Raw genomic sequence first — 19,646 nt, 5'->3', positions numbered from 1 at the left:
GCAGGACGGCTCCGGCCCGGTGGTGCACGACGCGCACAGCCTGCCGGTCAACGACAACGTCAACCCGTACGCCTTCTCGGTGGACCTGAACGGGTCGTACTTCCTGCAGAAGGGCAAGATGATCGCCTACTACGGCGACATCTCCTTCAAGGGCGTCGGCGCCGGCGCGATCGACCGGATGCTCGGCCAGCACTTCAACTCGCCGATGCACGCGGCGGACTGGGTGGTCGCCGAGGGCCGGGGCAAGCTGCTGCTGGCCGACCGGGCGTTCGACCTCAACTCCTACGACCTGGAGGAGGGGAACCTGACCGTCCGTTCGGGCAACCTGCTGGCGTACGAGCCGACGCTGCGGCTCAAGCAGTCGATCATCCCCGGCTTCCTGACCCTGATCGGCACCGGCAAGTTCGTGGCCGCCTCCAACGGCCCGGTGCACTTCGTCGAGCCGCCGATCCGGGTCGACCCGCAGGCACTGGTCGGCTGGGCCGACTGCCCGGCGCCGTGCCACCACTACGACCACGACTACATGCACGGGGTGATCGGCGGCATCCGCCGGCTGACCGGGCTGGGCGGGGCGTCCGGCGAGGAGCACCAGTTCGAGTTCATCGGTGCCGGCCAGGTGCTGCTGCAGTCGACCGAGGTCCTGATGGCCGAGCGCGCGGTCGGCCAGGTGCACGCCGAGGCGGGCGTGCCGATGGGCGGGGTGCCGTCGCAGCACGCGTCCGGCCACGGCAGCCAGCTGCCCAACGTCAACGTGCCGGGTCTCGGTAACCTGGGCGACCTCGGACGGCGCTTCGGGCTGTGAACCTCCACCGGCCCGCGGGTCCGTCCAGGTCCGTGGCCCCCACGGGTCCGCGGGTCTCCACGGGTCCGCGGGCCGGACGAGCCGGTAGGGCCGGTGGGGCCGGACAGCCCCGGACGGACCCGGCAAGTTGTACAAGATTTAACTAAATGCGGTATGCTGTCCCCCATGGATACGCACACAGCCGACGCCGCGGACGTCTCCCCACCGGGCCCCGAGGAGGAGACTCCCTGGCTGACCGCCACGGAGCAGCGGCTGTGGCGCGCCCACCTGGAGGTCGCCAAGCTGCTCGACTACCAGCTCGGCCGCGAACTCCAGCCCCACGGCCTCGCGATCAACGACTACGAGATCCTGGTCGTGCTCTCCGAGGCGCCCGAGCGGCGGATGCGGATGACCGACCTGGCCACCGCCACGCTCCAGTCCAAGAGCCGGCTCTCGCACCAGATCACCCGGATGGAGACGGCCGGGCTGGTCCTGCGGCAGGAGTGCCCGGGCGACCGGCGCGGCCTCTACGCCCACCTCACCGAGCAGGGCTGGGCGACCATGCAGAAGGTCGCCCCGGACCACGTGCGCAGCGTCCGGGCGCACTTCATCGACCGCTTCACGCCCGAGCAGCTGGACGCGATGTACGAGGCGCTGGCCCCGGTCGCCGAGCACCTGCGCGGGCTGCGCGGCCGCTCCTAGCCGCCACCCCGTCCCCTTCCGCCCCTCTCCGGGCCGGGGGCCGGGGACGCCCGGAACGCCCGAGGGCCGGTCCCCCGTACCCGACGGGGGACCGGCCCTCCTGCGTGCGTTCAGCCCCGGGTGAGCCCGGCGACCAGCTCGTCGGCGGCCCCGTACGGGTCCAGCTCGCCGGCCACCACCCGCTCGGCCAGGGTGACCAGGTGGCGGTCGCCGTGCAGGTCGCCGATCCGGGCCCGCAGTGCGGCCAGCGCGATCGCCTCGACCTCGTCGGCCGCCCGGCGGCGGCGGCGCGCGGCCAGCTCGCCGTGCTCCTCCAGCCAGGCGCGGTGCTTCTCCAGCGCCTCGACCACCTCGTCCACGCCCTCGCCGCGGGCCGCGACCGTCTTGACGATCGGCGGGCGCCAGTCCCCCGCCTCGCGGGCCTCGCCCAGGCCGAGCATGTGGTTCAGCTCCCGGGCGGTGGCGTCGGCGCCGTCCCGGTCGGCCTTGTTGACCACGAAGAGGTCGCCGATCTCCAGGATCCCGGCCTTGGCGGCCTGGATGCCGTCGCCCATCCCGGGGGCGAGCAGCACCACCGTGGTGTCCGCCTGGGCGGCGACCTCCACCTCGGACTGGCCGACGCCGACGGTCTCGACCAGGATCACGTCGCAGCCCGCCGCGTCCAGCACCCGCAGCGCCTGCGGGGCGGCCCAGGAGAGGCCGCCGAGGTGGCCGCGGGTGGCCATCGAGCGGATGAAGACCTCCGGGTCGGTGGCGTGGTCCTGCATCCGGACCCGGTCGCCCAGGAGAGCACCGCCGGAGAACGGCGAGGACGGGTCGACGGCCAGCACCCCGACGCGCTTGCCGAGCCGGCGGTAGGCGGAGACCAGCGCCGAGGTGGAGGTCGACTTGCCCACGCCCGGCGACCCGGTCAGCCCGACGGTGTAGGCCCGGCCGGTGTACGGCGCGAGCGCCGCCATCGCCTCGCGCAGCTGCGGGGCGGCGTTCTCGACCAGCGAGATCAGCCGGGCGACGGCACGCGGACGGCCCTGCCGGGCCTGCTCGACCAGCGTCGCGACATCGATCATCGGGATCTCCTTACGGGTCGGGGCCGCGGACCGCTTGTGGCGGTCCGCAGCCCCGAAGATATGTCGGACGATCAGGCCTTCGGAACCCTGACGATCAGCGCGTCACCCTGGCCGCCACCACCGCAGAGGGCGGCCGCACCGACGCCGCCGCCGCGCCGCTGGAGCTCCAGCGCCAGGTGCAGCACCACGCGGGCGCCGGACATGCCGATCGGGTGGCCGAGCGCGATCGCGCCGCCGTTGACGTTGACGATGTCGGAGGAGACGCCCAGGTCCTTCGTCGACTGGTGGGCGACGGCCGCGAAGGCCTCGTTGATCTCGATCAGGTCGAGGTCGGCGGCCGTCAGGCCCTCCTTGGCCAGCGCGTGCTTGATCGCGTTGGACGGCTGCGACTGCAGCGAGTTGTCCGGGCCGGCGACGTTGCCGTGCGCGCCGATCTCGGCGATCCAGGTCAGGCCCAGCTCCTCGGCCTTGGCCTTGCTCATCACGACCACGGCGGCGGCGCCGTCGGAGATCTGCGAGGAGGTGCCGGCGGTGATCGTGCCGTCCTTGGTGAAGGCCGGGCGCAGCTTGGCCAGGCCCTCGACGGTGGTGTCCGCGCGGATGCCCTCGTCCTGGCTGAAGACGACCGGCTCGCCCCTGCGCTGCGGGATCTCGACCGGGACGATCTCGGCGTCGAAGACGCCGTTCTGCTGCGCCTTGGCGGCCCGCTGGTGCGAGGCGGCGGCGATCTCGTCCTGGACGTCGCGCGGGATGCCCAGGCGGGTGTTGTGCTTCTCGGTGGACTCGCCCATCGGGATGTTCTCGTAGGCGTCGGTCAGGCCGTCGTGGGCCATCGCGTCCAGCAGCTCGATCGCGCCGTACTTGTAGCCCTCGCGGGACTTCGGCAGCAGGTGCGGGGCGTTGGTCATCGACTCCTGGCCGCCGGCCACCACGATGTCGAACTCGCCGGCGCGGATCAGCTGGTCGGCCAGCGCGATGGCGTCCAGGCCGGAGAGACACACCTTGTTGATGGTGAGCGCCGGGACGTTCATCGGGATGCCGGCCTTGACGGCGGCCTGGCGGGCCGGGATCTGGCCGGCGCCGGCCTGGAGCACCTGGCCCATGATCACGTACTGGACCTGGTCACCCGCGATGCCGGCCCGCTCGACGGCGGCCTTGATCGCGAAGCCGCCGAGGTCGGCGCCGGAGAAGCCCTTGAGCGAACCGAGCAGGCGACCCATCGGGGTCCGCGCACCGGCAACGATCACAGAGGTGGTGTTGGTCATGGGACGAGCCCCTTCGCACGTCGTGGCCAGGTGTGGATGCCGCTCAATGTACTGACCTGTAACCCGCCCGTCACCGGAGCGACGGTGTGATCGAGCGCACTGGCACTGTCCAGTCAACACCGTGTCAAGCCGGTCCGGGTGAACCCCGCCGCAACCGGCCGCGTCCACACCGTGTGAGCAGGCTCGCACCCCCATCGCTGGCGCGCTCCGGCCGCATGCGCTGCACTGTTGCCGTCCCGTTGCCCGCCCAGACCCGGAGGCCCCCGTGCTGACCCGCATCGACCACATCGGCATCGCCTGCCGCGACCTCGACAAGACGGTCGAGTTCTACCGCGCCACCTACGGCTTCGAGGTGTTCCACAGCGAGGTGAACGAGGAGCAGGGGGTGCGCGAGGCCATGCTCAAGATCAACGACACCGGCGACGGCGGCGCCTCCTACCTCCAGCTGCTGGAGCCCACCCGGCCCGACTCGACCGTCGCCAAGTGGCTGGAGAAGAACGGCGAGGGCGTCCACCACATCGCCTTCGGCACCGCCGACGTGGACGGCGACTCCGAGGACATCCGCGCCAAGGGCGTCCGCGTCCTCTACGACCAGCCGCGGATCGGCTCGATGGGCTCGCGGATCACCTTCCTGCACCCGAAGGACTGCGGCGGCGTGCTGACCGAGCTGGTCACCTCGGCCGAACCGGGCGATCACACGGCCCACTGAAACCTCCCGGCGGGTGCCGCCGACGGGCGGCACCCACTGGTGACTCGTCAGTAATGTCGCCCTCTGCCCGGAAAACCCCCACGCGGCCATTCCCCCGCAGGGCGCTCCCACTACAATGCCCAGGTGCGCGAAGACTCCGGGGGACGGGGACGACGGGCACGGCCGACGACAGGCCCGTCCGCCCTCCGGTGGTCGGCCCGTCAGGGGAGTCCATTACGCGGGCACGGCTGAACAGTCGCATCGGATCTGTCACCATTCTCCACAGGCAAGAGTTCGCCCAGAAGTCCACCCGGACGGGGGAACGCGGAACCACCGCGCTCCCGGCCAGGGCTTCGACGACCGCGGCGGACGCCCCCTGCTGAACAAGGGGTCGTCCACCGGCTGCGGATGCAAGGACCAGTCGGACCGGGGCCCCGGACAGCGGGTGCCCGGGAACGGCCGGGTCGAGGACGCAACCAGGAGATGGATGGGACCGCGGAGTGCGGGGCTACGAGGCTGACGATCACCTCTCCCAGTTCGAGGCCGACATGGATCGGACTCGGAAGGAGCGGGACAAGGCGGCCGAGCATGCCGAAGACCTCGCCTACCAGGTGGAGGTGCTCCGGGCCAAGCTGCACGAGTCCCGCCGCATGCTCGCCCAGCCGCGCGCCTTCGACGCGGTGTCCGGGCAGGCCGAGCAGATGCTCCGCACCGCGGAGATGCAGGCCCAGCAGCTGCGCGCGGACGCCGAGCGGCACCTGCGCGACTCCCAGGCGGCCACCCAGCGCCTGATGGCCGAGGCCGCCGAGCGGACCGCCCGGCTGGAGGCCGAGCTCGCCGCCCGCCGGCGCCAGCTGGAGGACGAGCTCACCGAGCTGCGGCGCAGCGCCGAACAGCACGTCAACGAGAACGTCAACTGGGCCGAGCAGACCCGGGCCGGCACCGAGCAGGAGGCCCAGCGCCTGCTCCAGGAGGCCCGCGCCGAGGCCGACCGGCTGATGGCCGCCGCCCGCGCCGAGGCCACCGCCCTGTCCGACCAGGCCCGCGCGCAGACCGCGGCCGACGTCGACGCCGCCCGTGGCGAGGCCCAGGCCGCCGCCGAGGCCGCCATCCAGCGCGCCCAGAGCGACGCCGAACGGCTGCTGCGCGCCGCCTCCGAGCAGGCCCAGCAGGCCGGCGCCCAGGCCGCCGCCGACGTGGACGCCGCCCGCGGCGAGGCCCAGCAGCAGCTGGCCGCCGCCCACGTCGCCGCCGAGCACCAGCTCGCCGCCGCACAGGCCGAGATCGGCCGGCTCAAGGAACAGGCCGCCGCCGAACAGCAGCGCGCCCAGGAGGCGCTCGCCCACGCCCAGGCCGAGATAGAGCGGCTGCGCGCCCAGGCGATCGCCGAGGCGGAGCGCACCCGTCGGGAGGCCGCCGAGCTGCGCGCCCAGGCCGAGGCCGCCGCCGAGCAGCTCCAGGCCGACGCCGAGGCCGCCGCCGAACGCAAGGTCGCCGACGGCGAGGCCGCCAGCGAGCAGCGCTCGCAGACCGCCCGGGCCGAGGTGGCCCGGATGGTCGCCCAGGCCACCAAGGAGGCCGAGGCCATCAAGGCCCAGGCCGCCACCAAGCAGGCCGAGGCGGAGGCCGCCAAGGCGGCCGCCGCCGAGGAGAGCGAGCGGCTGCGCGCCACCGCCGAGTCGGTGGCCGGCGAACTGCGCGGCGAGGCCGAGGCCGCCATCGCCGAGATGCGGGCGCAGGCCGAACGCGACATCGCGGAACTGCGGGCGCAGGCCGAGGCCGCCGCCCGGCAGCTGCGCAGCGAGGCCGAGGAGGCCGGCCGCGCGGCCGGTGCCAAGGACGCCACCGTCCACCTCGCCAAGGCCGCCAAGACGGCCGAGGAGGTGCTCGCCAGGGCCAACCAGGACGCCGAGACCGCCCGGTCGGGCGCCGCCACCGAGGCCGAGCGGATCCGTACCGAGGCCGCCGCCGAGGCGCAGCGGCTGCGCGAGCAGGCCCAGGCCGCCGTCGAGCAGGCCCAGAACGCCGCCCTGGACGACGCCGCGGCCGTCCGCGAGCGGATCCGCGAGATGCAGGACGAGGCCGCCCTGCTGCGTGCCGAGGCCGAGGAGCTGCGCGCCCAGGCCGCCGCCGAGGCCGACCGGGTCCGCGGCGAGGCCCGCCGCCAGGCCGTCGTCCAGATCGAGGAGTCGGCGAAGAACGCCGAGGAGCTGCTCACCAAGGCCAAGTCCGACGCCGACGAGCTGCGCGCGGGCGCGGCCGCCGAGATCGAACGGATGCGCGAGCAGGCCAAGGAACAGGCCGTCGAGACCCAAGGGCGCGCCGAGCAGACCCTGGCCCGGGCCCGCGCCGAGGCCGGGAAGACCGTCGCCGCCGCCGAGCAGCAGGGCCAGGACGCGCTCGCCGCCGCCAAGGCCGCGGCCGCCGAGAACCGTGCCGCAGCCGAGCGCGAGACGGCCGAACTGCGCCGCGAAGCAACCGAGTTCGACCAGCGGGTGCGGGCCGAGGCGACCTCCGCCGCGGAGGCGCTGCGGGCCGACGCGCAGGCCGAGGCCTCCGCCGTCCGGGACGCCGCGGTGGCCGACGCCGAGCGGCTGCGCACCGAGACCGACACCGAGGTGGCCCGCTCCCGGGCCGAGGCCGAGGCCGCCGCCGACGCGCTGCGCGAGGAGAGCCGGCGCGAGCACGAGGAGGCCGCCGCCGGGCTGCGCCGCGAGCGCGAGGAGACCGCCGAACAGCTGTCGGCCGCCCGGACCGCCCGCGAGCAGGCCGAGCAGGCCGCCGCCGAGCTGACCGAGCGCACCGCCGCCGAGACGACCGCCCTGCGGGAGGCCGCCGACGCACACGCCGACCGCGTCCGCAGCGAGGCCGAGCAGGCCGCCGCAGAACTCACCGAGCGCACCGCCGCCGAGACCTCCCGCCTGCGTACCGAGGCCGAGGAGGTGCTGGAGGGCGCCCGGGCCGCCGCCGAGAAGCGCCGGGCCGAGGCCGAGGAGGCCGCCAAGGCGCTGCGCGAGCGGGCCGACGCCGATCTCGCGCTGGCTTCCGAGCAGGCCGAGACCGTCCGGGCCGAGGCCGGCCGGGAGCTGTCCGAGGCCCGTGCCACCGCCGACTCCGTCCGCGCCGAGGCGCAGGAGGCGCTGGAGCAGGCCCGTGCCGAGGGCGAGGAGCTGGTCGCCGCCGCCGGGGCCGAAGGCGCCAAGCTGGTCTCCGCCGCCGAGGACGAGGCCGCCGAGGTCCGCCAGTCGGTGGCCGGCATGCACGAGGCCGCCTCGCAGCAGATCGCCGAGCTGCGGGCCACCGCCGAGGCCGAAGCCGCCGAACTGCGCCGGGAGGCCGGCCGGGCCGCCGCCGAACTGCGCGACACCGCCGCCCGCGAGAGCGCCGAACTGCGGGAGCTGGCCGAGCGGGAGACCGCCGAGCTGCGCGAGCGGACCGACCTCGCCGTCGCCGAACTGCACGAGACCGCCGACCGGGAGACCTCCGAGCAGCGCGCCCTCGCCGACTTCGAGACCGCCGAGCAGCGGGCCGTGGCCGAGCGGGAGACCGCCGACCTGCGGGCCCGCACCGACGCCGAGACCGCCGCCCTGCGCGAGCAGACCGAGCTGGAGCTGGCCGCCGACCGCGAGGCCACCGAGGCCGAGCTGGGCCGCCTGCGGGCCGAGGCGCAGGCCTACGACGAGCGGCTGCGCGCCGACGCCGAGGCCGAGCTGCGGGCCGCCCAGGAGGCCGCCGAGCAGCAGCGCGCCGACGCCGAGGCGCAGGCCGCCCGGACGGTGGCCGCCGCCGAGGCACAGGCCGCCGCCGCGATCGCCGAGGCCGAGGAGTTCGCCGCCTCACTGCGGGCCGAGGCCGAGGAGTACGCGCTGGCCACCCGTGGCCTCGCGGACGAGTACGACGCGGCCACCCACGCCCGCGCCGACGCGTACGACGCCGACACCCGCGAGGCCGCCGAGCAGTTCGACAAGGCCACCCGCGATCAGGCCAAGTCCGTGCTGGAGAAGGCCTTCGCGGACGCCGAGGCGCTCGGCGAGGACGCCCAGACCACCGCGCTGGCCACCACCGCCGCCGCCGAGGAGCAGGCCGACGCGATGGTCGCGGCCGCCCGCAAGGAGGCCGACCGGCTGGTCGCCGCCGGCGAGGCCGCCGGCCAGGCCGAGGTCGAGAAGGGCCGGTCCGACGCCGACGCGCTGCTCTCCGAGGCCCGCCGGGACGCCACCGCGATCCGCGAGCGCGCCGAGGAGCTGCGCGAGCGCACCGACGCCGAGGTCGAGGCCCTGCACGAGCGCGCCCGCAAGGAGAACGCGCAGGCCATGAAGTCGGCCGGCGAGCGGGTGGACGCGCTGGTGACGGCCGCCCAGGAGCAGCTGACCGAGGCCGAGGAGCAGGCGATCGCCGCCGTCACCGAGGCCGAGGAGCGGGCGGCGGCGCTGGTCGCGGCCGCCGAGGAGCGCGCCAACGAGCTGTCCTCGGAGGCGTCCGCCGAGGCCAGCAAGGTCCGGATCTCGGCCGTCCGCAAGGCGGAGGGCCTGCTGAAGGAGGCCGAGACCAAGCTCGCCGACTCGACCGACCGCGCCGAGGCCCTGATCGTCAAGGCGGAGGCGAAGCTGAAGTCCGCGCAGGACGAGGCGGAGGAGCGGCTCGAATCGGCGTCGGCCGAGGCGGAGAAGCGGCTGCGGACCGCCGACGAGTCGGCGAACGAGCAGGTCGAGCTGGCCAAGGCGGAGTCCGAGCGGCTGCTCACCGAGGCCCGGGCCGAGGCGAAGCGGGTCACCGACGAGGGCCGGCGCGAGCTGGACGAGCTGGTGCGCCGCCGCAAGGACATCAACACCGAGATCTCCAGGGTGCAGGACGTGCTGTCCGCGCTGGAGGCGTTCGAGGCACCATCACCGGTCGCACAGGCCAACGGGGGAAGCAACACCAAGAAGGACGGGGGTGCCAAGGCCGGTGCCGGAGTTGGCGCTCCCCGGTCGGGTGGCAATCGCTCCAAGAGCGCACCACCCGATTGAGCGGACATTGTCCGCGAGACAACGGCGTTTCGCCGTAGACACTCCGGTACCGTGTCAGGATTCCCTCAACCACCTCAGCGGTTTGACGACAGGAAGCCCAGAACCCCATGAGCGACAGTCACTCCCCTCACGGCTTCGACCTGGTGCGCCGTGGGTACGAGCGCGCCCAGGTCGACGAGCGGATCACCAAGCTGGTGGCCGACCGTGACAGTGCCTTGACCCGGATCAGCGCGCTGGAGAAGCGCATCGAGGAGCTCCACCTGGAGACCCAGACCGCTCAGGCGGCGGTCACCGAGGCGGAGCCCTCCTACGCCGGTCTCGGCGCCCGCGTCGAGAAGATCCTGCGGCTCGCCGAGGAGGAGGCCAAGGACCTGCGCGACGAGGCGCACCGCGCCGCCGAGCAGCACCGCGAGCTCGCCGAGGCCGCCGCCCAGCAGGTCCGCACCGAGGCCGAGAACTACGCCAAGGACCGCAAGGCCAAGGCCGAGGACGAGGGCCTGCGGATCGTCGACAAGGCCAAGAGCGACAGCGCCCAGCTGCGCGCCGAGGCCAACAAGGACGCGCAGAACAAGCGTGAGGAGGCGGACGTCCTCTTCGAGGAGACCCGCACCAAGGCCGCCCAGGCCGCGCTGGAGTTCGAGACCAACCTGGCCAAGCGCCGCGAGCAGTCCGAGCGCGACCTGGCCGCCCGTCAGGCCAAGGCCGAGAAGCGCCTGGCCGAGATCGAGCACCGGGCCGAGCAGCTGCGCCTGGAGGCCGAGAAGCTGCGCACCGACGCCGAGCGCCGGGCCCGCCAGACCGTCGAGACGGCCCAGCGCCAGTCCGAGGACATCGTGGCGGACGCCAACGCCAAGGCCGACCGGATCCGCAGCGAATCCGAGCGCGAGCTGGCGGCGCTCACCAACCGCCGCGACAGCATCAACGCCCAGCTGACCAACGTCCGCGAGATGCTGGCGACGCTGACCGGCGCGGCCGTGGCCGCCGCGTCGCTGCCGAACGACGACACCATGGGCGTGCCCGCCCAGCAGTCGCGCTGACGCCGCGCACGACGGGCCCTCACCCTCCGGGGTGGGGGCCCGTCGTGCTGTCCCTAGCGTTCAGCGCGGGTAGGCCCCGTCCGGCCGCTGGTGGCCACAGCTCAGCTGGTTGCCGTCGTCGTCCGAGACGGTGCCGAACCACGAGGTGCACCAGACCGAGACCGAGTCCGGCCAGTACTGCACCTCGAAGGGGTGCCCGGAGCCGTAGTCCCCGTACGAGGTGACGATGAACGTCTCCCCCGGCTTCAGCCAGTAGTCCTCGCCCAGCGGCTCCAGCGTCAGCTCGACCAGGCCCTCACCGCGGTTGGTGACGGGCATCCGGCCGGTGACCTCCAGCGCCGAGAAGTCCCAACTGCCCTGGTCCGCCTTCCGCTCGCTCATCCGGCCACCCGCTCCAGCAGCCGGCCGACGGCGGCGTTGAACTCCTCCGGTGCCTCCAGCGCGCTCAGGTGGCCCACGCCCGGGAGCACGGTCAGCTCGGCGTCCGGGCTCGCCCGCACCATCAGCTCGGCCTCCGAGAGCGGGATCAGACCGTCCTGCGCCCCCGCCACCACCGCCGTCGGCACCCGCAGCCCGGCCAGTACGTCCAGGGTCTCCGGCCGGGCCGCCATCGCCCGCTGCGCCCAGGCCACCGCCGCGGGTGACGCCGCGGCGATCATCCCCTGCACCCGGTCGACCAGGTGCCCGGAGTCCGGCCCGAGCTGGCCGGCCGCCACCTTCTCGTCCAGCAGCAGCTGGACGCTGTCGCGGGCCAGCACCGCGGCGGCGATCCGCTCCCGGTTGGCCCGGGCCGCGTCGGTGTCGGCGGTGGCCTTGGTGTTGGCCAGCAGCAGTCCGGCCAGCCGGTCCGGGTGGCGGCGGGCGAACGCCAGCGCCACGTAGCCGCCCATCGAGAGGCCGACGAGCACCGCCCGCCCGATCCCGGCCGCGTCCAGCAGCAGGGCGACGTCGTCGGCGAGCGCGTCCAGCGAGGGCTCGTCGGTGCCCAGCTCGGTACCGCCGAAGCCGCGCTGGTCGGGGGCGAGCACCCGGGCCCCGTGGCCGGTGGGCCCGGGCAGGGCGTCCAGTTGCGCGGACCACATCGAGGCGTCGAGCGGGAAGGAGTGCAACAGCACGAGGGGTGTTCCGGTACCGCTCTCGCGGACCGACACTGCGGAGGGGGGCTGGGTCATGGGCCCACCGTATTCCGGTGCGCCCGGCGGGCCCACTCAGCGGGCCACCCTGTCCGCTTTGTCATAGCCTGACGGAGAGTAAGGGAGCGCGAATGATCGAGTTGCACGACCTGACGAAACGTTACGGCAAGACCCTCGCCGTCGACCGGCTGAGCTTCCAGGTGCCGCAGGGCGTGGTCACCGGCTTCCTCGGCCCCAACGGCGCTGGCAAGTCCACCACCATGCGCATGATCCTCGACCTGGACCGGCCCACCGCCGGGCGCGTCACCATCGACGGGAAGAGGTACGGGCAGCTCAGCGAGCCGCTCAAGTACATCGGCGCGCTGCTGGAGGCCAAGGCCGTCCACCCCGGCCGCAGCGCCCGCGACCACCTGCTCTGGCTCGCCCAGAGCAACCGGATCCCCACCTCCCGGGTGGACGAGGCCCTCTCCCTGGTCGGCCTCACCGCGGTCGCCCGCAAGCGCGCCCGCGGCTTCTCGCTCGGCATGGGCCAGCGGCTCGGCATCGCCTCCGCCCTGCTCGGCGACCCCGAGATCGTCATGTTCGACGAGCCGGTCAACGGGCTCGACCCGGAGGGCATCCTCTGGATCCGCAACCTGATGAAGCGCCTCGCCGCCGAGGGCCGGACCGTCTTCGTCTCCTCCCACCTGATGAGCGAGATGGCCGTCACCGCCGACCATCTGGTCGTCATCGGCAAGGGCCGGCTGCTCGCCGACATGCCGATGGCCGAGTTCATCCGGCACAACTCGCGCTCCGCCGTCCGGCTGCGCACCCCGCACCCCGAGCGGCTGCTGGACGTGCTGGCCCGCTCCGGGGTCCGGCACGAACCCGGCCCGGACGGTTCGTACGAGGTGGTCGACGGCGACCTCGCCGAGCTCGGGGAGCTGGCCGCCGCCCACGGCGTGGTGCTGCACGAGCTGAGCCCCCAACAGGCCTCGCTGGAAGAGGCGTTCATGCAGATGACGGCCGACTCGGTGGAGTACCACGCCGGGGCCGGCGAGGGTCGCGACGCGGCCGGCGCACCCGGTGCCTGGGGCGCCACCTGGCAGGGCGGCTCGGCTCGGCAGCCGGCGGCCAGCGGCACGGAGGAGAACTGAGATGGCGTCCTTCCCGGCGGTCCTGCGCTCCGAGTGGACGAAGATCCGCAGCGTCCGCTCGACGGTCTGGACGCTCGCCCTGGCCTTCGTCGTCACCCTCGGTGTCGGGGCCCTGCTCTCCCTGCTCACCAACAACAACTTCAACGAGTTCCGCGGCAACGAGGAAACCCCGTTCGACGCCACCGGGACGGCGTTCTCCGGCATCATGCTGGGCGAACTGGCCATCATCGTCTTCGGCGTGCTCGCCGTCGGCAACGAGTACAGCAGCGGGATGATCCGGGTCTCCCTGGCGGCCGTCCCGCAGCGCGGCACGCTGCTGACCGGCAAGGCGGTGGTGCTCGGCGCACTGGCCTTCGCGGTGTCCCTGGTCACCGCGTTCGTCACGTTCTTCGTCGGCCAGTCGCTGCTCGGCGACCACTCCACCGGCATCTCCGAACCGCACGTGCTGCGTGCGGTGTTCGGCGCCGCGCTCTACCTGACGATGCTCTGCCTCTTCTCGGCCGGCGTCACCGCGATGCTGCACAACCAGACGCTGGCGCTCGGCGTGCTGGTGCCGTTCTTCTTCCTGCTCTCGCCGATCCTCTCCGCGGTGCCGAAGGTCAAGACGCTGGCGCACTACTTCCCGGACTACGCGGGCTCGCGGATGCTCCTGGTGTACGAGCAGCACGGCCAGCCGTACGGCCCCTGGGCCGGCTTCGGCATCTGCCTGACCTGGACCCTGGCCGCCCTGGTCGGCGGGGCGATGGTCCTGAAGAACCGCGACGCCTGACCCGCGCTGGAGGTTGGAGGCGCGGCGCTCCCTGGCGCCCCAGCAGGCGCGGTGCCAGTGACGCCGGTCGTCCACCCCGGCGCCGTGCATCGGCCAGGCCACCACGTGTCCGACGCCCGGCGGGATCTCCTGGTCGCAGCCCGGGCACCGGTAGAACCGCCCGGCCGTGCCGGCCACCGTCTGCACGACCCATTCGTCACCCTGGTAGCTCTCGGTGCGGCGCAGCGAGCCGCCGAGCGGGGCGGCGGCCGGCTCGGCCTGCTCGCGGTCGGCGGCGCTCTTGATCCGGTTGCGGCGGGGCGACACGTCGGGCTACCTCTCTACGGGGGATCGGGCCTCCAGCGTAGGCCGTGCGACTCATCCCCAGCTCCCCTATCACGCCACTGTCCGGCGCTTCGGGGTTTCCGGTGATATCCACCCGATCTTCCGCGAAATTCGTGGTTCGGCGTGCCATTGGCACATGACATCGGTTACTCACATGGGGACAGGCGGGGGCCGCAAACCCTGCGCGCACCCGAGGAGGCCCAAGGATGACCAAGACCAGCGCCCGAGCCGAGACCCGCCGGCCCTCCGGGATCCGGACCCCGGAGCCCGCCCGGGCACTGGCCGCCGCCGGTCCCGTGACCGCCGCCGCGGGCACTCCGCTGCCCGCCGCGACGCCGTCCGGCTCGCTGCCCGCGGAGACCGCGCCGGTGCGGGTCGGCGCCTTCCTGCTCTCGGCGCAGTTCCCCGGGCAGACCCACGCCGAGGCCCTGGACCGTACCGTCCGGGCCGCCGTGGAGGCCGAGCGGGCGGGCCTGGACAGCGTCTGGCTGGCCGAGCACCACTTCGTCCCGTACGGCGTCTGTCCGAACGCCGCCACCCTCGCCGCGATGCTGCTCGGCCGCACCCGCCGGATCGGCGTCGGCACGGCGGTCAGCGTGCTCTCCACCGCCCACCCGGTGGCCCTCGGCGAGCAGGCCGCGCTGCTGCACCTCACCTCGGGCGGGCGGTTCACGCTCGGGGTCGGCCGCGGCGGGCCCTGGATCGACCTGGAGGTGTTCGGCAGCGGCGTGGACGCCTTCGAGCAGGGCTTTCCCGAGCGGCTCGACCTGCTGCTGCGGTGGCTGCGCGGCTCCCGGGTCGGCGCGGACGGCCCGCAGTTCAGTTTCCCGGAGGTGGCCGTGGTGCCACGCGCGAGCGAGCCCGCGCGCACGCCCGAACTCGGCACCTGGCTCGGCCTCGGCGACCAGTCCGGGCTGCTGCGCTTCCCCCGTCAGCGCAAGGACGCCGACGGGGCAGGTGACGAACTCAACCCCGCGGGGCGGCCGGTGGCCGGCCCGCCGGTCGTGGTCGCGTGCACCTCGCCCGGCGGGGTGCGGCTGGCCGCCGAACGCGGGCTGCCGATGCTGCTCGGCATGCACTCCGGCGACGACGACAAGCTCCGGATGCTGGAGCTCTACCGGACGGCCTGGCTGGCCGCGGGACGCGGCGAGGAGCAGCTGCGCCGGGTGACCCGCCAGCACGTCGCGGCCGGCGTGGCACAGGTGGACGACCGCACCTCGCAGGCCCGGGCCACCCTGCTGCGGGCGATGCCCGGCTGGTTCGAGTACGGGCTCGGCGCGCACCGCACGGTGGACGGCCGGGAGCGCAAGATGCGCGACCCGCACCAGTACACCGAACTCCTCTGCGACCTGCACGCGGTGGGCACGCCGAAGCAGTGCGCGGACCGACTGCTGGCCACCGCCGAGCGGACCGGCATCCGCCGCTTCGCCCTCCTCGCCGAGGGCAGCGGCGACCGCGAGGCCACCCTGCACAACATCGCCCGGCTCGGCTCCGAGGTACTGCCGCAGCTGGGCTGAGACCCCCCTCCGGCCGGCGGACGGCCCGGGCCGCCCCTCCCCCTCGGCGGGGGCGGGCGGCCCGGTGGCGTGCCGGCGCCGGGGAGGCGCTGTCCGACGACGGGTCAGCAGTCCCGGAGTTCCTCGGACTGGTTGAGCAGCTGCTCCCGGACGGACGTGAAGCGCTCGAACCGCGCCTCGTTGGGGCCCGACGGCAGGAACACCGCCACCCGGTGGCAGTTCTGGAAGGCCAGCCGGACACCGAAGTGGCGCTGCAGCGCACCCCGGATGGCGTCGCTGGCGAGGGCCCGGAGGAGCTGGCCGCGGGCCTGCTCGCTGGGCGGCGGTACGTGGTTGTCTGCGAAGTCGGTGCCGTCGACCTTCGCCTGGGCGACCAGCGAACTGATCAGCTCCCAGGCGTACGGCAGGGAGACGCGGACGCAGTCGACGAATTCCCGCTCGTCGACCTCGCCCCGCTCGGCCTTCTCCAGCAGGGCCGGTGAGACGTCGAGCGACATGGATTCTCCTCTCGCGGTCCACCCGCGCGGCGCCCGGGTGGTGATGCGTAGTCCAAGCTGAGGGTGAGGGTGGGCGAATCGCGCGTGATGTCCGGAACGCCGTCGGACGACTGTTTCCGGCACCGTGCGAAGGCGTCGGCGCCGAGGACGTGTCGAGGGACGTGTCGGGGGCGCCGGCCGCTCAGAACAGCGTGGCAGTCAACGGAGGGCCCGGCCGGTGATTCCTTCGGATTACTCCGGAAATACGCCCCGGTGCACCAGATTGGCCGGATCACGTTGGATCGTTCATCTGAAGTCTCCGTCCCCGTTGACAGCGCTCCTGCGAGCACGCCGTCACACACCGTAGCGGCCTTGGGGTGTGGGCGCCAGGGGGCCGACAGGCGTTCGCCGGATCGCCGAACCTCCATGTTCGCGGGGTTCGCGGATTCTTCACCCGGTCGTCGCGGAATCGCATCAACTGGCCCCGGTGGGCTAGCGTGGTCGACCGTGCGTCTCGTAATTGCCCGCTGCTCAGTCGACTATGCCGGTCGGCTCTCCGCCCATCTGCCCTCCGCCACCAGGCTCATCCTGGTCAAGGCCGACGGCAGCGTCAGCATCCACGCCGACGACCGCGCCTACAAGCCCCTCAACTGGATGTCCCCGCCGTGCGTCCTCAAGGAGGACGAGGGGGTCTGGACGGTGGTGAACAAGGCCGGCGAGAAGCTCATCATCACACTGGAGGAGGTGCAGCACGACTCCTCCCACGAGCTCGGCGTCGACCCCGGCCTGATCAAGGACGGTGTCGAGGCACACCTCCAGGAGCTGCTGGCGGACCGGATGGAGGTACTCGGCGCCGGCTGGTCCCTGATCCGCCGCGAGTACCCGACCGCGATCGGCCCGGTCGACATCCTCTGCCGCGACTCCGACGGCGCGACGGTCGCCGTCGAGATCAAGCGCCGCGGCGAGATCGACGGCGTCGAGCAGCTCACCCGCTACCTGGAACTGCTCAACCGGGACCCGCTGCTCGCCCCGGTGAAGGGCGTCTTCGCCGCGCAGGAGATCAAGCCCCAGGCCCGCGTCCTGGCCACCGACCGGGGCATCGGCTGCGTGGTGCTCGACTACGACGAGCTGCGCGGCATCGACGACGACAAGCTGAAGCTGTTCTGACCCGCACCGCTCCCCGGGCCTCCGGGGAGCGGTGACCACGCCGTCTGCGCCCTAGGACGCGGGCGGCGTCGTGGTCGCCGAGCCCGTCGGCGTCGGGGTCGGCGAGGGCGTGCCGGGAGGCGAGGAGTGGGTGGCCGTCGTGGACGGCGAGGGGGTCGGCGTGGTGCCCCCGGAGGAGCCGCCGGCCGCCGCGCCCCCGTTGGAACCGCCCGAGCCCGACCCGGAGCCCGACCCGGAGCCGCCACCCGAACCGGCCGGCGGCGGGTTACCGCCCGCACCGCCGCCCGCGCCACCACCCGCGCCGCCGCCCGCGCCGCCCGCCGGGGGCTGCGACTGGTTCGGGGACGGCGGCTGCGAGGCGGACTCACCGGCGCTCGGCGACTTGCTCGGCTTCTTCGACGCGGACGGCGAGTGCGACGCCCCGCTGCTGCTCGACGAGGGCTCCGGGGCGGTCCCGGCCGCCTCCGGGGAGCCGTCCGGGCTCTCCGTGCCACCCGTGGCCGTCGCCGACGGGCTGACGCTCGACCGGGGCGTCGGCAGGCCCGCGGGCACGCCGGTGCCGTCGTCGGACCTGCTGTGCGGGTCGGTGCTCCGGTGCTCGTCCGGACCGGCGACGCTCATCGCGACCGCCGTGCCGAGCACGCCGAGCGCGAGCACCGCCGCCGAGGCGGCGACGACCGTGCGGCGGTTGGGTCCCGTGCCGGGGGTGGTCCGGAACCGCCACGGCACCTGGGCGATCGCCCGGATGACGGGCCGGCGCACGGGCGCCGGACCGGCTGCCGCGGCGGGCAGCTGCCGGCCGTCGGCGCGCAGCAGGTCGAGCATCCGGCGGGCGCCGGCCGCCCCGCGCGGTTCGCCGAGCGCGGCCCGCAGGGTCAGCGCGGACTCCAGTTCGGCGATCGCCCGGCCGGACTGCTGGACGCAGATCGCGTACACGCCCAACTCGTGGTGGAACCAGGCCTCGTCGGCCCGCGAGCCGGTCTGCCGTGCGGCCTCCAGGCCGAGCAGCAGGGCACGCTCCCAGGCCCCCCAGCGCAGCGCCAGGGCCAGCGCCGGGGCGGCGGCCCTGGCCAGCCGGACGACGGAGGCGTGCCGGCCGGCGGTCCGGTCGGCCAGCAGCACGCCGAGCACCACCTCGGCCTCGGCCGCGATCTGCTCGGTGGAGACCGAGCTGTGCCCGACCCACCAGGCGAAGTGCTGGGCGGCGCCGTCGATGCTGCCGCGGGCCGGCCACTGCGGGGCCAGCAGGTCGAGCGCGCCCGCGGTGAGCCGGTGGTGGCCGCCGATGGACACCGCGAGCCCGGCGTCGGCGAGTTCGTGCAGGGCGCTCTCGCCCTGGCCGACGTCGATCAGCGCCGGCAGGTGCGGGGCGGTCGGGCACTCGCCGCCGAGCGCCACGGCGAGCCGCAGCACGGCCTGGGCGGGCTCGCTCAGGCCCTCGGCGAGCCGGACGGCGGGCGAGGCGCTCTCGGCGACGGACGGCAGCGGCACGGTCCCGCGCAGCTCGGCCTCGCGGACCGCCGGGTCGGGGTCGTGCGAGGGCTCCTCGACGGCGCCGAAGACGCCGAGGCGGTCCTCCTCGGCGGCCACCAGCGCGTCCACCGCGACGTCCCGCTGCCGCAGCAGCGCGGCGGCCTGGACGAAGCGCAGCGGCAGCCCCTCGGACTCGAACCAGAGGTCGACGGCCCAGGCCTTCTCGGCGGCGTCGAGCGGGCGGCCGGCCAGCCGGGCCGCGAGGACGAGCGAGGCGGGGCGGGAGAGGCCGGCGACGAGGTGGTCCCGGAGCCGGGAGTCGGCGGGCAGCGGCGGGCTGTCGGGGGCGACGGAGATCAGGAAGGCGCAGTCGGGGGCGGCGGCGAGCAGGTCCTCCAGCTCGGGGCCGGCCGGCTCGACCTCGTCGATCACCACGATCGCGCCGACCCGGCCGAGGTGCTCGGCAAGCTGCCCGGGGTCGGGGCGGAAGCCGGGAGCCTGGTGGGTGGCAGCGAAGAGGTCCTGGAGGAGGTCGGCCGCGGTGCGGCGGTGGCCGCAGAGCTGGACGACGCCGCCGGGGGCGAGGTCGCCGGCCGCTTCGGCGACGGCGGACAGCAGGGCGCTGCGCCCGGAGCCGGCCTGGCCGACCAGACGTATCGAGCGACCCTCGGCGAGCAGGCCGAGCAGTTGGGCGATGTCGGCCTCGCGGTCGAGCAGCGGGAGGTCCGCGGGCCCGGCGCCGAGGGCGAGCGGGCCGACCGCGCGGCCCGGGCCGCCGACGGGCCCGCGCGCGGGTTCGGTGCGCTCGATCCGGCGGGGGCGGGGCCGCCACTCCTCGGGGCAGGGGCGCACCTCGGAGCCGTCAGGGGTGCCGACGGTCACCAACAGGCCGCCGGAGACCAGTTCACCACCCCGGGTGCGAACGGCCTCCTGCCGGAACTCCCCGGATGGCTGTCCCACGATCTGCTCCGCCCCTGCTCTGCCGACGACTTCGCACGGCCGCGCCCGGGCTGGGATCCCCCCGGCCATGGTCCGGACGAGCCGGAACCGGGCCCGACGGCCGTGTTTCTGACGGCAGACTCTTGCACATCCGCCTCCGCGC

At 74.3% G+C, this 19,646-nt stretch carries 15 protein-coding genes; 9 read left to right on the top strand and 6 right to left on the bottom strand.

The window, feature by feature from the left end; genetic code table 11:
• The first annotated feature begins 19 nt into the window (after nucleotides 1-19).
• Nucleotides 20-802, top strand: a complete 783-nt coding sequence (locus ACFC1F_RS02040; protein WP_174315698.1) for an AIM24 family protein — start codon at nucleotides 20-22, stop codon at nucleotides 800-802.
• 165 nt (nucleotides 803-967) lie between these two features.
• A complete protein-coding gene (locus tag ACFC1F_RS02035; RefSeq protein ID WP_148642889.1) occupies nucleotides 968-1,483 on the top strand; it encodes a MarR family winged helix-turn-helix transcriptional regulator in 516 nt (171 codons plus the stop codon).
• A 110-nt stretch (nucleotides 1,484-1,593) separates the two neighbouring features.
• Here ACFC1F_RS02035 and meaB read toward each other — a convergent pair whose 3' ends face one another.
• Entirely contained in the window at nucleotides 1,594-2,550 is a 957-nt protein-coding gene (gene meaB / locus ACFC1F_RS02030; protein ID WP_148642890.1) for a methylmalonyl Co-A mutase-associated GTPase MeaB, read from the bottom strand.
• A 71-nt stretch (nucleotides 2,551-2,621) separates the two neighbouring features.
• Entirely contained in the window at nucleotides 2,622-3,815 is a 1,194-nt protein-coding gene (locus tag ACFC1F_RS02025) for an acetyl-CoA C-acetyltransferase (protein ID WP_148642891.1), read from the bottom strand.
• 265 nt (nucleotides 3,816-4,080) lie between these two features.
• On the opposite strand from ACFC1F_RS02025, the gene mce reads away from it, so the two are divergent.
• The 3 genes from mce to ACFC1F_RS02010 all read left to right on the top strand — a co-directional run bounded on the left by mce (nucleotide 4,081) and on the right by ACFC1F_RS02010 (nucleotide 10,549).
• On the top strand, nucleotides 4,081-4,524 hold the full coding sequence (gene mce, locus ACFC1F_RS02020; RefSeq protein WP_148642892.1) for a methylmalonyl-CoA epimerase: 444 nt from the start codon (nucleotides 4,081-4,083) through the stop codon (nucleotides 4,522-4,524).
• Between the two features lie 527 nt (nucleotides 4,525-5,051).
• A complete protein-coding gene (locus ACFC1F_RS02015) occupies nucleotides 5,052-9,512 on the top strand; it encodes a hypothetical protein (RefSeq protein ID WP_376154985.1) in 4,461 nt (1,486 codons plus the stop codon).
• Between the two features lie 107 nt (nucleotides 9,513-9,619).
• On the top strand, nucleotides 9,620-10,549 hold the full coding sequence (locus tag ACFC1F_RS02010; protein WP_148642894.1) for a cellulose-binding protein: 930 nt from the start codon (nucleotides 9,620-9,622) through the stop codon (nucleotides 10,547-10,549).
• A gap of 60 nt (nucleotides 10,550-10,609) precedes the next feature.
• Here the strand turns inward: ACFC1F_RS02010 and ACFC1F_RS02005 are convergent, their stop codons facing one another.
• Both ACFC1F_RS02005 and ACFC1F_RS02000 read right to left on the bottom strand, forming a co-directional pair.
• A complete protein-coding gene (locus tag ACFC1F_RS02005) occupies nucleotides 10,610-10,930 on the bottom strand; it encodes a hypothetical protein (RefSeq protein ID WP_209411306.1) in 321 nt (106 codons plus the stop codon).
• On the bottom strand, nucleotides 10,927-11,721 hold the full coding sequence (locus ACFC1F_RS02000) for an alpha/beta fold hydrolase (RefSeq protein ID WP_376154982.1): 795 nt from the start codon (nucleotides 11,719-11,721) through the stop codon (nucleotides 10,927-10,929). The genes ACFC1F_RS02005 and ACFC1F_RS02000 overlap by 4 nt, the downstream gene beginning before the upstream one ends.
• 92 nt (nucleotides 11,722-11,813) lie before the next feature.
• Here ACFC1F_RS02000 and ACFC1F_RS01995 point away from each other — a divergent pair, with 92 nt between their 5' ends.
• The 3 genes from ACFC1F_RS01995 (at nucleotide 11,814) to ACFC1F_RS01985 (ending at nucleotide 15,428) form a co-directional block, all read left to right on the top strand.
• A complete protein-coding gene (locus ACFC1F_RS01995; RefSeq protein WP_376154980.1) occupies nucleotides 11,814-12,818 on the top strand; it encodes an ABC transporter ATP-binding protein in 1,005 nt (334 codons plus the stop codon).
• 1 nt (nucleotide 12,819) lies between these two features.
• Nucleotides 12,820-13,587, top strand: a complete 768-nt coding sequence (locus ACFC1F_RS01990) for an ABC transporter permease subunit (protein WP_376154978.1) — start codon at nucleotides 12,820-12,822, stop codon at nucleotides 13,585-13,587.
• A 692-nt stretch (nucleotides 13,588-14,279) separates the two neighbouring features.
• Complete coding sequence (locus ACFC1F_RS01985) at nucleotides 14,280-15,428, top strand: LLM class flavin-dependent oxidoreductase (protein ID WP_376155037.1); 1,149 nt, start codon at nucleotides 14,280-14,282, stop codon at nucleotides 15,426-15,428.
• A 104-nt stretch (nucleotides 15,429-15,532) separates the two neighbouring features.
• Here ACFC1F_RS01985 and ACFC1F_RS01980 read toward each other — a convergent pair whose 3' ends face one another.
• Nucleotides 15,533-15,925, bottom strand: coding sequence for an SCO5389 family protein (locus ACFC1F_RS01980; RefSeq protein WP_148642900.1), 393 nt, complete (start codon nucleotides 15,923-15,925; stop codon nucleotides 15,533-15,535).
• A gap of 486 nt (nucleotides 15,926-16,411) precedes the next feature.
• On the opposite strand from ACFC1F_RS01980, the gene nucS reads away from it, so the two are divergent.
• On the top strand, nucleotides 16,412-17,071 hold the full coding sequence (gene nucS / locus ACFC1F_RS01975) for an endonuclease NucS (protein ID WP_209411298.1): 660 nt from the start codon (nucleotides 16,412-16,414) through the stop codon (nucleotides 17,069-17,071).
• A gap of 51 nt (nucleotides 17,072-17,122) precedes the next feature.
• On the opposite strand, the gene ACFC1F_RS01970 is transcribed toward nucS, so the two are convergent.
• Entirely contained in the window at nucleotides 17,123-19,504 is a 2,382-nt protein-coding gene (locus tag ACFC1F_RS01970; RefSeq protein ID WP_376154976.1) for an ATP-binding protein, read from the bottom strand.
• Between the last annotated feature and the right edge of the window lie 142 nt (nucleotides 19,505-19,646).

The organism is Kitasatospora sp. NPDC056181, from assembly GCF_042266225.1.
Taxonomy (GTDB): Bacteria; Actinomycetota; Actinomycetes; order Streptomycetales; family Streptomycetaceae; genus Kitasatospora.
The sequence above is the reverse complement of the archived record's forward strand: the minus strand, read 5'-3'. Positions and strand labels throughout refer to the sequence as shown.

Bases quoted from the DNA above. Each gene is read 5' to 3' on its own strand.
- ACFC1F_RS02035 (WP_148642889.1), top strand. From the start codon at position 968: ATGGATACGCACACAGCCGACGCCGCGGACGTCTCCCCACCGGGCCCC.
- meaB (WP_148642890.1), bottom strand. From the start codon at position 2,550: ATGATCGATGTCGCGACGCTGGTCGAGCAGGCCCGGCAGGGCCGTCCG.
- ACFC1F_RS02025 (WP_148642891.1), bottom strand. From the start codon at position 3,815: ATGACCAACACCACCTCTGTGATCGTTGCCGGTGCGCGGACCCCGATG.
- ACFC1F_RS02015 (WP_376154985.1), top strand. From the start codon at position 5,052: ATGGATCGGACTCGGAAGGAGCGGGACAAGGCGGCCGAGCATGCCGAA.
- ACFC1F_RS02010 (WP_148642894.1), top strand. From the start codon at position 9,620: ATGAGCGACAGTCACTCCCCTCACGGCTTCGACCTGGTGCGCCGTGGG.
- ACFC1F_RS02005 (WP_209411306.1), bottom strand. From the start codon at position 10,930: ATGAGCGAGCGGAAGGCGGACCAGGGCAGTTGGGACTTCTCGGCGCTG.
- ACFC1F_RS02000 (WP_376154982.1), bottom strand. From the start codon at position 11,721: ATGACCCAGCCCCCCTCCGCAGTGTCGGTCCGCGAGAGCGGTACCGGA.
- ACFC1F_RS01995 (WP_376154980.1), top strand. From the start codon at position 11,814: ATGATCGAGTTGCACGACCTGACGAAACGTTACGGCAAGACCCTCGCC.
- ACFC1F_RS01990 (WP_376154978.1), top strand. From the start codon at position 12,820: ATGGCGTCCTTCCCGGCGGTCCTGCGCTCCGAGTGGACGAAGATCCGC.
- ACFC1F_RS01980 (WP_148642900.1), bottom strand. From the start codon at position 15,925: ATGTCGCTCGACGTCTCACCGGCCCTGCTGGAGAAGGCCGAGCGGGGC.